This is a genomic window from Pseudoalteromonas sp. DY56-GL79, assembly GCF_041414765.1.
Classification (GTDB): domain Bacteria; phylum Pseudomonadota; class Gammaproteobacteria; order Enterobacterales; family Alteromonadaceae; genus Pseudoalteromonas; species Pseudoalteromonas piscicida.
In genome coordinates this window covers 86,654-100,122 of record NZ_JANHZS010000019.1, presented here as the reverse complement: position 1 = coordinate 100,122, position 13,469 = coordinate 86,654, and the positions used below count along the sequence as shown (strand labels likewise).

The 13,469-nt window shown below is 40.9% G+C and carries 13 protein-coding genes; all 13 read left to right on the top strand.

Going from position 1 to position 13,469, the window contains the following annotated elements; translation table 11 throughout:
• The first annotated feature begins 41 nt into the window (after positions 1–41).
• Positions 42–416 (top strand): MAPEG family protein, encoded by a 375-nt coding sequence (locus NO992_RS14965; protein ID WP_371378468.1) that lies wholly within the window; start codon positions 42–44, stop codon positions 414–416.
• 2 nt (positions 417–418) lie between these two features.
• Positions 419–1,072, top strand: coding sequence for a sulfotransferase family protein (locus NO992_RS14960; protein ID WP_371378465.1), 654 nt, complete (start codon positions 419–421; stop codon positions 1,070–1,072).
• A gap of 42 nt (positions 1,073–1,114) precedes the next feature.
• Positions 1,115–1,687, top strand: a complete 573-nt coding sequence (locus tag NO992_RS14955; RefSeq protein ID WP_010372863.1) for a tRNA-(ms[2]io[6]A)-hydroxylase — start codon at positions 1,115–1,117, stop codon at positions 1,685–1,687.
• 45 nt (positions 1,688–1,732) lie between these two features.
• On the top strand, positions 1,733–2,977 hold the full coding sequence (locus NO992_RS14950; RefSeq protein WP_371378462.1) for a S41 family peptidase: 1,245 nt from the start codon (positions 1,733–1,735) through the stop codon (positions 2,975–2,977).
• A 270-nt stretch (positions 2,978–3,247) separates the two neighbouring features.
• Positions 3,248–3,631: a response regulator gene (locus tag NO992_RS14945; protein WP_010372856.1), complete on the top strand. Its 384-nt coding sequence runs from the start codon at positions 3,248–3,250 to the stop codon at positions 3,629–3,631.
• A complete protein-coding gene (locus NO992_RS14940) occupies positions 3,628–4,533 on the top strand; it encodes an AAA family ATPase (RefSeq protein WP_371378459.1) in 906 nt (301 codons plus the stop codon). The genes NO992_RS14945 and NO992_RS14940 overlap by 4 nt, the downstream gene beginning before the upstream one ends.
• A 14-nt stretch (positions 4,534–4,547) precedes the next feature.
• Positions 4,548–5,477, top strand: coding sequence for a DUF58 domain-containing protein (locus NO992_RS14935; RefSeq protein ID WP_371378456.1), 930 nt, complete (start codon positions 4,548–4,550; stop codon positions 5,475–5,477).
• Entirely contained in the window at positions 5,467–7,410 is a 1,944-nt protein-coding gene (locus NO992_RS14930) for a transglutaminaseTgpA domain-containing protein (protein WP_371378454.1), read from the top strand. Before NO992_RS14935 ends, NO992_RS14930 begins: the two co-directional genes overlap by 11 nt.
• 1 nt (position 7,411) lies before the next feature.
• Positions 7,412–8,740 (top strand): Na+/H+ antiporter family protein, encoded by a 1,329-nt coding sequence (locus NO992_RS14925; RefSeq protein ID WP_010372843.1) that lies wholly within the window; start codon positions 7,412–7,414, stop codon positions 8,738–8,740.
• Positions 8,741–8,888: 148 nt separating this feature from the next.
• A complete protein-coding gene (locus NO992_RS14920; RefSeq protein WP_010372839.1) occupies positions 8,889–9,488 on the top strand; it encodes a response regulator in 600 nt (199 codons plus the stop codon).
• A 2-nt stretch (positions 9,489–9,490) separates the two neighbouring features.
• Entirely contained in the window at positions 9,491–11,389 is a 1,899-nt protein-coding gene (locus tag NO992_RS14915; protein ID WP_253106621.1) for an EAL domain-containing protein, read from the top strand.
• Positions 11,379–12,518 (top strand): response regulator, encoded by a 1,140-nt coding sequence (locus NO992_RS14910; RefSeq protein ID WP_045989673.1) that lies wholly within the window; start codon positions 11,379–11,381, stop codon positions 12,516–12,518. Before NO992_RS14915 ends, NO992_RS14910 begins: the two co-directional genes overlap by 11 nt.
• On the top strand, positions 12,490–13,467 hold the full coding sequence (locus tag NO992_RS14905; protein WP_371378449.1) for a response regulator: 978 nt from the start codon (positions 12,490–12,492) through the stop codon (positions 13,465–13,467). The genes NO992_RS14910 and NO992_RS14905 overlap by 29 nt, the downstream gene beginning before the upstream one ends.
• Positions 13,468–13,469 lie beyond the last annotated feature (2 nt).

Here is a 13,469-nt window from a genome sequence, read left to right as displayed (position 1 = left end):
AATTAAACTTATACACTAAGCCCTCCATTGGAGGGCTTTTTATGATCACCGGTTTATATGCGGCATTGCTGGCACTAATCTATATTAAACTCAGTTTTAACATAATATCACTCAGACACAGACACAAAGTATCGCTAGGAGATGGCGGTATCGATGAACTGCAAAGTGCTATACGGATCCACGGCAACTTTATTGAGTACACACCTTTCGTACTGTTAATGATGTTGTTACTCGAAACTCAACAAATCAACCCATACCTACTTCATGCTTTTGGCATTGCTTTTTTGTTTTCTCGAATTGCACACTATGTTGCGCTCGGTAAAACTAACTTTTCAATCAGAAAAGTAGCGATGGCGACAACATATGGAGTAATACTTATTTTAGCGTCATTTAACCTCGTGTATTACTTTATCTAACTATGACAAAACACAAATTTTTGGTAACGGGTTTACCACGAACGGGCACAACAAGTTTGTGTATTGCTGCATTAGGTGCTGGATACAAAACAGCACACACGGCATACACAAGGCAAGCATTAGACTGCGCTGAATTTATTGCTGACACACCCGTTTTCGCTGACTATGAAAAATTATATGCTTTATATCCTGAAGCCAAAATAATCCAGTTAACACGAGAATTTGAGCAATGGCTTCCCTCAATTAAGCGTTTGATGACGGCAATGAAAGAAAACTTACTGTCACAAAGAGGGGGCTTTAACGACACCATTAAGCGTTGTTATTTGGAAACTTTTCCTGATTTTGACAAACATTTTGAAGATGATGGTTATTGGCAGGATTGTTATTACAAGCATCATGATAGGGTGCTTAGATTCGCCAAAATGAATGATATTCCTTTTATCACGGTCAACCTAACCGCTGCTGATGCCGAGCAAACGCTTGCCGAATTTATAGGCGTGACTCAAGAAAAAGTGACCATTCCGCATGTCAATATCGGTGGTAAAGTAACTGCATGGAAGTGGTTTTCACACTCCAATAAAGTGGAATCGACACGTAATGGCAAAGCAGATAAAGACACAGCGCTCTTTAGTATGCAAGTTCGCTCGAGCGCGTGAGTTTGTTATACTCACTACAAGCTGTATATACAAGATAGAATTATGTTTGAATTAAAATATCACACACCTTTTAGCTGGACTGAAAAAGTCCTAGCCGACTTTGATACCTTTCTTCAAGACCACGCCGCTGCAGAAAAAAAAGCAGCTGGAATGGCGATGGCAATGCTTGGTCATTACCCAGACAGGATCAAGCTAGTAAAAGCGATGGCTGATCTCGCAATAGAAGAAATGATCCATTTTAAACAGGTACTTAAGATCTTAACCGAGCGTGGTACACTACTTGGGAACGATCAAAAAGACCCCTATATAAAGCAAATGCGCGCATTGTTCCGCCAAGGCACTGACGAATATTTAATTGATAGATTACTGATTGGCGCAGTAATTGAGGCTAGGGGCCATGAACGTTTTTCTTTAGTTGCAGAAGCGCTTCCTGAAGGCAAAGAGAAAGATTTTTATGTTGCCATTGCCAAATCAGAAGAAAAACACAAAAATCTCTTTGTAGAGCTTGGCTACGAGTATTTCGACAAATTAACGATAGATAACCGCCTAGAAGAAATTCTCATTGCAGAAGCGGATATATGTAAGCGCATTCCATTTAGCGCAGCGCTTCATTAGCATGAAATAACTGGGATTAAATAATAACAACAAGGACATAAAAATATGAAATTAAATGTTTTTTTATGTGCTAGCTTCCTTCTAACGCCAAATTTTGCTGCAAGTGCTGAGGCTTTTAGCGCGTTGGATGCTTGGAAAGAGCTCGATCATAACTTGCAAACCCATTACGCGTATCTAGATGACTTTAAAGGTTACCAGCAAACCCGGCAACTATTTGAGAATAAGTTAAATAATTTAGATTCTAAGCAAGCCTTTATTGATTTAAGCCAAGCATATTTACGCCACTTCACAGATCCGCATCTCAATCTTGGTCCATTAAATGAAAAGGATTACAGCGTGTATCCAACGGGTGCAGATATGTATGTCGAATTTAACGATAACAGCGCACTTATCATTGACGTAAAACGTAGCAGCGATGCAGACGTTAAAGGACTAAAACCCGGAGATAAAGTGACAAGGGTAGATGGCAATACAATACCGGAGGCCATACAAGACGTAATGCAGGTGCCATTGAGTCAATTAAATAAGGCTCAGAAGAGTTACGCACTGAATATTGCGTTAGGAGGGAAACGTTATCAAAAACGAGAAATTGAATTCCAACGGGATACAAAATTAGTCACTGTCGAACTTGCCGCAAGTTACGATGCAATAAATGCGCTAGGCAATGGACCTAAAGTATCCTACGCAAAAATAGATGAATTTGGTCATATTCGATTTAATAACGCCATGGGCAACACCCAAACTGTTGATGAGTTTAAAGCAGCATTAAAATCCTTAGGTAAAGTGAAAGGTTATGTTATTGACCTTAGAAATACACCCAGCGGCGGGAATACAGGTGTCGCAGAACCCATACTTGGACATTTTACTGCTGCGCCAAGCGTGTATCAAAAGTACCGTACGCAAACGAAAGCTGTACAATTCAACAAAGCAGAGTTAAAAGACGCGTTCACTAAACCAGCAAAGCAACAAATAAAGGTACCGTTTGTTGTACTTGCTGGGCGCTGGACCGGCAGTATTGGAGAAGGCATGACAATTGGCTTTGATGCTTTGGGTGCGGACGCAGTAATTGGCGCACCGATGGCTGATTTGCTTGGCGGCATCAAACGTCTCGACCTTGCTCAAAGTGACGCTTGGGTTGAAGTTGGATTTGAACGCTTATATCACGTAAATGGTGATTTTCGTGAAGACTTCGAACCAAATATAATCGTGGCTGGCGACATGGACAAAAATGGTATAGACGTAGCATTAGAAACAGCAGTGTCAGTTCTACATTCGAAAACGGATAAATAGGTCAAAAAGTAGCCCATAAACATCCAGCGAAATTTTGATTGTACAAAGAGTAAGTTAGTCTCTCTTTTAATTTACTGTATTTAACATAATATAAATTATGGGATGTAGTAAATCCCAGTATTAGCAGTATTAAGGAGCTAAATAAATTATCTATTAATGTCCAATACTAGACGGTATCGGACATTAATGAAAGTTTACTGTATTTTCTATTGAGCTATGGTTTCGCTTTTTATAGTATGTGGTTGAATTTGTAATTTGAAGTATCGACATATGGAATTTGTAAGACCGCTAGAACCAATCTTGATAATTGATGACGCTGTTGAGATCAGAGATTTTCTGACACAGATTTTGGAGAACTTAGGGTTTGAAGAAGTTTATGGTTGTGAAGACTTTGATTCCGCAAAGCCGCTACTAAAGCATAAACAACCCAGTGTTGTCTTTTTAGATATTGAGCTTCCCGATACAGATGGCACCGAAATTCTTTCCTACATCAACGAAAATTTTCCTGTGGCCCATGTCATCATGTGCTCTGGCCATAATAGTATGGAGAATGTTCAAAATACTTGGGAACTTGGTGCTAAGGGCTTTATCGCTAAACCTTTCAATGCACATAAAGTGGATTCGGTAATGAAGCGTTTAGAGCTGGTTACATGAATGAAGAGATAAAGAAACTTACCGATGCGCTCTCTACCGTTATTTTAGAAAAGCCTGAACAAATAAAGCTCGCGATCTGCAGTCTTTTGTGTCGCGGCCATCTTCTAATCGAAGATTTACCAGGTATGGGTAAGACGACGCTATCTCATTCTCTTGCTGATGTGCTAGGTCTGACATATCGTCGAGTGCAATTTACGAGCGATCTGCTCCCAGCTGATATTACCGGTACTTCCATTTTTAACCGAGAAAATCAGTCTTTTGAATTCCATCCTGGTCCAATTTTCAGCCAAGTTTTGCTGGCAGATGAAATCAACCGCGCAAGTCCAAAAACTCAAAGCGCCTTGTTGGAGTCCATGGAAGAACATCAAGTAACCATCGATGGCGTGAGCCATGAGCTCCCTAGCCCATTTTTCGTTATTGCAACGCAAAATCCTCAGCATCAATCTGGCACACATCCACTGCCTGAGTCACAACTAGACCGATTTTTTATGCGTATAAGCTTAGGATACCCCTCGGAAATGGCAGAAGCGCAGCTAATTAAATTAGCTGGAAAAGCGAGAAAACTGACTCAAGCACCACAAGTGATCGATGGTAAAACATTATTGGCGTATCAACAAGTTGTACCTGACATTGTGCTAAGTGACGCTATTATTGATTACATCCTTCGCTTAGTTAACTACACACGCAGATCAGGTCAATTTAGCGATCCTCTGTCACCAAGAGCTAGCATTGCACTTGCAGCCGCAAGTCGTGCATATGCGTTTATTAGTGGTCGAGATTTCGTGATCCCCGATGATGTTCAAGCCGTTTTCACTTCAGTCTGTGCCCATCGACTTGGCGTTACCACGACTAATGAAGCAGAAGTTCAGATACAGGTCTTTCAAAACGTACCGGTACATTAAGCATGATTAACCGCTTGAAACGGAAAGTTAAGCAGCATGTTTATAAACGACATCAAGGCTCAGAAATACGGTTATCTCATAATAATATCTACATACTGCCATCTAAGGATGGCGGTTTTTTTATCGCTGTGGCTTTGCTTAATTTTGTATTGGGGATCAACTATCAGAATAATCTAATCCTTGCAGTGTCCTACATTATGGCTGTGATGATGATAGCCGCCCTATTTTTAGGTTTTTTCAACTTGAACAATACAAATGTCCGATATTTGGGAAGTAATGCAAATTTTAGCCCATATAGTTCATCTATTAGACTCAGTATTTCATCTAGCGCAGAGATCCAATCACTCAGACTATCAAGTGAATACAACCAAACGGCTACCCATATTTCCACAGTGAGTGATGAAAAAGTTATCGAGTTAGGCGCCCCTGAATTACCTCGTGGCGTATATGATACGGGGGTAATTAAAATCCTCAGCTACTTCCCATTTGGTCTTATTCGTACCTGGTCGTATATAAAACCAAACGATGCTTTCTACGTTTACCCTACTCCATTGCCCGTTATAGACACAGAGTTTAGCTTTAGCAGTGCCTCGAATACTAGCCAAAGCATACAACAGAAAGAGCGTTCAGTTGAGTTCGACCATCTCTCGCAACATCAAAAAGGAATGAGTTTAAGCCGCGTTTCTTGGAAGCATTACGCCAAGACAGAGCAAATGTTAGTTAAACAAAATGCACCGGAGTCGGCCGATTTACACCGCATTATTTTTGATTATTCTAAACTTTCAGGCAGCAAGGAAGAACGTCTGAGTAAACTCTGTACTTTGGTGCTTGACGCCGATAAGCAACAAACAAGTTATGCCCTGTTACTGCAACAAAACAGGATCCCGTTCGGTCAGGGTGAAACCCATAAACTATGTTGCTTGGAGGCATTAAGTGAATTCTAGCTTCCCAAAATGGTACTACAGCACGTCATTATTTTTATGGCTGCTGAGCATTATTCTTGTCGATGATTTTGGTATCGGCTTTGTCGGGTTATGTACCGTTTTAACGCTATGGCAAGCATCGAGGTTGGTGACTAAACCAAGCGTGTTAAGCATTCGCTTTATTAACTTGGTCACTTTACTCGGCGCCATTGCAACGGCCTCATTAATAGGTCTAAAAAACAGCGTGAATGTTTTCGTGGCTTTGATGTTGGTTGCATCGCTACTTAAACAAGTGCATGCCACGCAAGCTCGCCAATTTACACAAATATGTATTTTGAATTTTTTTACTTACCCATGCTTATTTCTTTTTACACAAAGTATATTTGCAGCATTTTTAGTATTGATTTTGCTGGCTGTCAATTTAGCTATCATGCTTAATCTCGAGCAAAACCTAAGGTTCAAATCTGCGCTTAAAGTAAGCACAAAGGGATTGGTATTAGTGCTGCCTGTAGCTACCTTGTTGGTCATTTTTCTACCAAAACTCCCAGCTTTTTGGCAGTTACCTGCACCGCAGAATCAAGCAAAAACAGGGTTATCTGAGAATGTAGATCCTTTCAATATTGCAAACTTATCCCAGTCCAGCGACTTGGTGTTTCGGGCGTCATTTGAGGACACTCGACAAACGGGACCTTTCTATTGGCGAGCTATTATTCATGATGAATTTGACGGACGGCAATGGAAAGTCTCTGAGTATCAAGGTACCAATGTCAGAGCGTTGCCAAAAGACCCGATTGGCGCAGCAACAATTATTGCACAGCCAAGCCAACTTCCTTGGTTGTACGGCCTGTCATACTCTTATTCGAAAAGCGCTAAGTTGAATAGTAATGTGTTTGGCACGGTCTATTTGAAAAACCTATCAGCAAAACCTGTCGAGTATCAAATCGATTTCACTGACTTTGAACCCCAAGATTCGTTAAGGCCTTGGTATTATAGGCGTAACACCGCATTACCTGACGGCATTAATCAACAGGCAAGGCAGCTGGCCCGCGATTGGGATAGTCAATCGACAACAACGAGCCAATTCATTGAATTAATGAAGCGCTATTTTTTGCAAAATGGTTTCGTCTATACCCTAACACCAACTACAGCGCAATCTGATGATAGGATTGATGACTTTTTATTTCGCTCGTTTAATGGATTTTGCGGTCACTATGCCTCTGCCGCGGCATTTCTACTGCGCAGCGCGGGTATCCCAGCTCGCTTGGTATCTGGTTATCTGGGCGGTGAAAAAAATGACGTTCAAGGCTATTACAGCGTTTATCAATATGACGCACATGCTTGGGTTGAGTATTTTACGCCGGGAATTGGCTGGCAACGCTTAGACCCAACCGCCTGGATTGCCCCAGAGCGCATGACAGGGAGTCTTTCTCAGTTTGAACAATTATCGAGCGAGTTCAAAAGCGGTTTGGGCTACAGCTTAATTGGGTTGTCTAATTGGCAATCTATTAATTGGTTGCGATTGCAGCTCGAGGAGCTTGACTATCAGTGGACTCGCGTCGTCATTAATTTTGACAAAGAAAAGCAAGGCGCACTGTTTAAAGGGTGGTTTGGGAGTAATGGTCAGCTTTGGGCCGGAATATTTTCTCTGTTTATGCTGCTTTTGCTCTCAATTGCGCTATTTTACCTTAGCAAGCAGCTTACTCGGCATAAACGCCCTATCGAACTTGTCTATTACAATGCTATAGTGTCCGATTTCAAAGGGCAGCTAAGTGGCACTACGGCGAAACAACATATTGTTGAGTTATGTAAGTTATTTCCAGAGTTAGATGCGTCGCTTTGGCAGTTTTATCAATTAATTGAAAAATCACAGTATCAACAAAAACCACTTAATAAACTTGAGCTTGGTGAGTTGAAGAGGTTGTATAAATCAATAAAAAGAAAGGCAAGAAAATAGTATGAATGCTGTTATTTTGGGCGTCTTGCTCATGCTGGGGTTAACCCTCTTTAGAATAAATGTAATTGTCGCCATGACCGTCAGTGCAATAGCTGCGGGCTTAGTGGCCGGGTTAGATTTGAAGACAACCTTAAACGCCTTTAATGATGGGCTATCTGGCGGCGCAGAAATAGCCTTAAGCTATGCCATGTTAGGTGGGTTTGCAGTTGCTATTTCAAAGTCTGGCTTAACTCAAATCCTCGCGCAAAAGCTGCTCAAATTGGTTAATGCCAATGATAGCGAAGGTTCAACGTTTTTAAGCATGTTTATAATGGTCATCATCTTGGCTTGCTCGATTGCCTCGCAAAACCTTGTGCCTGTCCATATTGCGTTTATTCCTATCCTCATTCCACCGCTATTAGTCGTACTGAACAAGCTGACGATAGACCGCCGTGCGATTGCGTGTATTTTAACGTTTGGCTTAGCGACCAGTTATATGGTGTTGCCATATGGATTCGGTGGCATTTACCTTTACTCTATTTTGCATAAAAACCTTGTAGATAATGGTTTAGAATTGGTTAAGTTCGACGTGCCATACGCTATGGTGATCCCTGCGCTTGGTATGCTGATTGGCCTGTTGATTGCCGTTTTCATTACTTATCGTAAAAAGCGAGTTTATGAGGTGAGTCAACAGCAAAGTACTCAGTCAAACACAGTACCGGAAGGCCAAGAAGCAACTAAAGTGATGATTGTCGGCGGCGCTGCGGTGCTGGCTTCTCTTATTGCACAAAATAACAGTGGCTCAATGATATTAGGTGGGCTCGTTGGCGTGATGATTTTTAGCCTCTTTGGTATTGTGAAATGGGAACAAAACTCCGATGTTTTCAGTAAAGGCGTGGCGATGATGGCAATGATAGGTTTTATCATGATCTCTGCTCAAGGCTTTGCCTCCGTCATGAAAGCAACGGGTGATGTGGCAAGTTTAGTAGCAAGTTGTGCCGATTTTGTTGGCGATAATAAACCACTTGCCGCTGCGATGATTTTGCTTGTTGGCTTACTTATTACCATGGGAATTGGCAGTTCATTTTCAACCGTGCCAATCATTGCCACGCTATTTGTACCTTTGTCTCTAGAAGTTGGCTTTTCTGCTATGGCTACCGCCGCCTTGGTGGGAACCGCAGGTGCACTAGGCGACGCGGGCTCTCCTGCATCAGATTCCACACTTGGACCCACTTCTGGCTTAAATGCCGACGGCCAGCACGATCACATATGGGATTCCGTGGTGCCTACATTTATTCACTTCAACATCCCACTACTCTGCTTCGGCTGGATAGCCGCGATGGTGTTATAGGTTTATACATTCATGATGGTATCAAGGCTCCCCCCTTGATACCTTTAGCTCATAAACATACTCTATTTTCTTTGTCTCTAATGTCGCTTTTGTCTTATTAGTTTTCTTGTGCTATACCAATAGGTAAGAGAATTAAAGCAAAAAGACTATGCAAACACTTAAACCAAGCGAAATCGCCAGTTACTGTAACGTACACCAACGCAGTGTGAGTCGTTGGATTGCCAATGGCGAATTAAAAGGTCATAAGCTTCCTGGACGCGGTAACTACCGTGTCTTACTTGAAGACTTTTTATCCTTTTTAAACAAGCACAAAATCCCCCTTTCGCAAGACTTTATTAGCGACTATCAAATCGCAGAAAGTGGACTACACTCTGATAAAGAACGGGATTTAGCTAAGGTGCTTATCATTGATGACGAGCCCCAGTATAGAAAAGCGATACGACGAGTGATAGGCAACGATTATTTGATACAAGAAGCTGGGGATGGCTTTATGGCTGGCATTGCCATCTCTGAGTTTAAACCAAGTTTAATCACGCTCGATCTTTCCATGCCGGGAATGGATGGCTTTGAAGTGATCTCATTTATCCGCGAAAAAGAAGAATTTAAAGCGATTAAGATTTTAGTGGTCTCTGCGTTAAATGATGTAGAACTTGAAAAGGCTAAAGCGATGGGCGCCAACGATGCCCTTTCTAAACCGTTTGATAACTCTATTCTGTTAGAAAAAATTAATGCGCTAATACAGGGGTAGCTATGAATGCACCTATCATGTTGGTTGATGATGAAATTGATATTCTAAAGTCGCTTAAACGCACTCTGCGCTTGCAGCACTATGAAGTGGTATATACCGATGACCCGAGACAAGCGCTCAGTTTGATACAAGAGCACAAACCTCATGTGCTTATTACTGATTTCAGAATGCCCAACATGAATGGCCAAGAGCTTATCCAAGAAGTGAAAAAGCACGATCCTAGTATTGAATGCATCGTGCTCAGTGGGCAAGCTGATTATGACGATATGAAGTCGCTGATCAACGCGAATAATACCTTTAAGTTTTTATCCAAGCCTTGGAATAACGAAGAGCTGTACACAACCATAGAAGCGGCACTCACAAACCATCACAAAAACGAATTAAAAACCCAAATCCTGCGTAACAATAATGCGCCTTTAGTCGAAGTAAATACCATAGGTAATGTCATTGACTGTAATTACGCTTACACGGAGTTAGTGCTTAACGAGGCCAATAAAGGCAATTTCTTTCAGCTGTTTAATTTTGAAAGTGATAAATGCCTTGATGATTTTACCGAGCGCAGAATTGCAACACTAAAAAGCTCAGGGGTGTTATGCCAAGTTGAGCTCAAGCTAAAAACAGAATCCAGCTACTTACTTATCATTAAACCCCTCTCCAGCGAGCAGGATAAATATCCTAACTTCTATCAGAGCAAACTGGGCTTTCTCGAACATATCAATCGCACCGATAACTCTGTCATGATCTGCCTGAAAATTCGAGATTTGTTGGTTAAGAATATTATTTCCAATACCCCAATATATTCTGATACGTTTAAAAAAATCATAGATCATGCTCTATTGAGCGAAGCGACTCATTTTTCGATGCTTGAAATCAGCTTTGATCAAGCCATTTTCTGGCTAGATTCAGTACAAAGTGAAATTGAGGTACACAAGTTTTTAGATGAGTTAATCAACTCAATTAAACAATTTTTCATTCGCAAAAATATCCAAATCAAGTTCTCTGTCTCGTACACCATGATTGAGCCTGAGCAGCCACTCTCGGAAGCAATAGACAGCTTAGTTATCTATACCCAATTTGTTTGCGAGTCACGCACTGATTTCTATATGCGTTATTCGCAATCACTGCTTTCAGAAAAACTAAATGAGCATAAAGTCTCTGAAGCATTATTTAACGCCGTTGATAATGATGAGTTTTATCTAAGGTTCCAGCCTAAGCTTAATTTAAATGAACATTCAATCAATAGTTGTGAAGTGTTAATTCGCTGGAAGAACACCCAGTTTGGCGCTAACTCACCAGATTATTTTATTCCGTTAGCAGAAAAAGACGGACAAATAGTCAAAATAGGAACTTGGGTGCTTGAGCAGGCGTGTATCGCACTGTGCGAATGGCAAAAGGAAGAACTTGAGATCCAAAAAGTTGCAGTGAATGTTTCACCTTATCAACTTTCCGATCCCTGCTTTGTACAAACCATGTATTCGATTATTGAAAGGTATTCGCTCAAACCCGAACAATTCGAGTTAGAAATCACCGAGAACTTTGTTTTAGAAAATCTCGAGCAAGCTAAAACTAAATTACTACAATTAAAAGAAATCGGATTCTCCATTGCCATCGATGACTTCGGTACGGGCTATTCCTCATTGGGCTATATTTCAAAATTGCCAGTGGATGTTATCAAAATTGACAAAAGCCTGATTGAAAACATCGACAGTTCGAAATCAGCTCGAGATCTTGTCCAAAATGTTATTCGATTAGTTCACGACCTTGAATTAAAAGTTGTCGCTGAAGGTATAGAAACCGTGGAACAGCTTGAAATTCTAGAGCAGTTAAAATGCGATGAAGTACAAGGATATCTCATCGGAAAACCTGTTTTGCTTGAGGAGTTTACTCACTATGTCTATTAAAAGCCAAGTGCCACGGATTGTGCTCGTTGATGACGATGAGTTAATGTTGAAGTCGCTCCACCGCCACTTCAAAATCAGCATGGAAGGAGCTGAAATATTGACCTTTTCATCACCTAAACAATTCATAGAATCCCTAGATACGTTAGCAAGCATCGACATATTAGTGAGTGATTACCTTATGCCATCGATTAACGGTGTTGAATTAATCAATATCGTGAGGCGCCGTTATCCACAAGTCCTCACCGTGTTGTTAACCGGCGATACCACAGGCAAGGTACTGTGTAAGTCTTCAATTTCTGCTACCTTTATCGTCGCTAAGCCATTTAGAAGAGAAGAATTCGATGATGTGATCACCGCTTTTTATCGACTCAATGAGCTGCCATTAAGTGAAGCAATAAAGCGTGCCCTAAATGAAACTTTCATTGAAAACGAATTGCCTATCTTGCTAAGTAAAATTGAAGACATTGATTTAGATTTTCACAAGCTTGAAGCAATGCTGGAACAAGAGGTGCTCATTCAAGCTAAATTATTCCACCTGTGTAACAGTGCTTATGTGGGATTATCGACAAAGCAATACTCCCTCTCTACCGCAATTAAGACGCTCGGTGTGGATTTAGTGTCTGCAATTATTGTCTCTGTGTGTTATCACAATATGGTTGCAGCCAGATATGATATCGCGAACTGTGAGCAGTTAAGCGATATTAATTTTAGAAAGGTCAAATTACTTAAGGAATTGGTACATAAGCTACATGACGGCTCAATTGACTCTGAGCGCGTTGTTTTTGTTCAATCCTTATTATTTCTTGGCGAGCTCGGCTCAGAAATAGCTCAGCTTATTACCGAAAGTCAATGTCATTCCCCACAGAGTTGCTATATCGAGAAATTGCATATCGCCCTTTATACAGCCACATTAATTGGCTACGAGTCAGCCATCACAGATCAATTGTATGCGCTCATTAATGCCCTAGAAACGGGTAGCTCAGATTGCAATGCTACGAAGCTATTGTTGCTTATAGACACTATCACCAATAAAGAAGTCAATCAGACGGTGATCAACACCTTTTTTGATCAAAAGAGCCAAGATTGGTTGGAGCTTTTCTATGAACTCAGAAGCAAATACTTTAGTTAGTTACAAAGTACTGATATTAGACGATGAAACGTCAATACTTAAGGCGTTAAAACGAGTCATACGGCTGCCTTCGGTAGAGGTTGTCAGTTTTGATAATCCTTTTGAAGCTCTTGAGTACATAGACACGCACCCCGTTCAGGTTATTATCTCTGATTTTAGAATGCCGCTAATGAATGGTGGAGATTTTCTAAAACGAGCCAAAAAAATAAACCCTGGTGCAATTGGCCTAATTCTTAGCGGTTATACCGACTCCGATATGCTTATTGATATGATTAACAGCAAGGTTGCGCATAAGTTTTTGTGTAAACCATGGGAGAACGACAAATTACTCGAAGAAGTTAATGCAGCAATAGACGTATACAATAATAATTATTTTAAAACGGTGTTACAGGAACAACTAAAAAAGCGTGATTGCCCACGGGTATTAATCAATAATGAAGGCCAAGTTGTCGAGCATAATCTCAGCAAAGACATAGAATCTCAGATTCTTGCGGAGTTCTCGGCATGCTTTAGTGGTAATGGCATCTACCACACTCCTCTTGGTGTTTTGAGATGTGAGATCCGTAGCAATCCAAAAGACGAGGAGTTCTATCTGATCACGATAGAAAAAGTCGAAGTAACAGACGAAATTAACGTCTATGAAGTTATCACCGAGCTGCTATTATGTTACTCGATAAACCCCGTTCTCACTTACTATGCGTTGCCAACTTTCGAACTCACCACAGCGAAATTGGCAGCTGCGGCTCAAGAAGTTTTCAGAAACTATAAAATATTACCGTCACCAACCCATAACTATCTGTTTGTACTGGATAACATTGAGCAATCCTTATTGCCAAGAAAGCAGATAGAGCTAGAAATTCAGTTGGAAAAGTTACTCGATACCGCACTACCTCACGAGATACAAAGTAATACCACTCAACTTGCTGCATTTTTAAATAATGGAGAGTAGGC

Bases quoted from the DNA above. Each gene is read 5' to 3' on its own strand.
- NO992_RS14915 (WP_253106621.1), top strand. From the start codon at position 9,491: ATGAATGCACCTATCATGTTGGTTGATGATGAAATTGATATTCTAAAG.
- NO992_RS14940 (WP_371378459.1), top strand. From the start codon at position 3,628: ATGAATGAAGAGATAAAGAAACTTACCGATGCGCTCTCTACCGTTATT.
- NO992_RS14965 (WP_371378468.1), top strand. From the start codon at position 42: ATGATCACCGGTTTATATGCGGCATTGCTGGCACTAATCTATATTAAA.
- NO992_RS14925 (WP_010372843.1), top strand. From the start codon at position 7,412: ATGAATGCTGTTATTTTGGGCGTCTTGCTCATGCTGGGGTTAACCCTC.
- NO992_RS14955 (WP_010372863.1), top strand. From the start codon at position 1,115: ATGTTTGAATTAAAATATCACACACCTTTTAGCTGGACTGAAAAAGTC.
- NO992_RS14920 (WP_010372839.1), top strand. From the start codon at position 8,889: ATGCAAACACTTAAACCAAGCGAAATCGCCAGTTACTGTAACGTACAC.
- NO992_RS14910 (WP_045989673.1), top strand. From the start codon at position 11,379: ATGTCTATTAAAAGCCAAGTGCCACGGATTGTGCTCGTTGATGACGAT.
- NO992_RS14945 (WP_010372856.1), top strand. From the start codon at position 3,248: ATGGAATTTGTAAGACCGCTAGAACCAATCTTGATAATTGATGACGCT.
- NO992_RS14905 (WP_371378449.1), top strand. From the start codon at position 12,490: ATGAACTCAGAAGCAAATACTTTAGTTAGTTACAAAGTACTGATATTA.
- NO992_RS14950 (WP_371378462.1), top strand. From the start codon at position 1,733: ATGAAATTAAATGTTTTTTTATGTGCTAGCTTCCTTCTAACGCCAAAT.
- NO992_RS14960 (WP_371378465.1), top strand. From the start codon at position 419: ATGACAAAACACAAATTTTTGGTAACGGGTTTACCACGAACGGGCACA.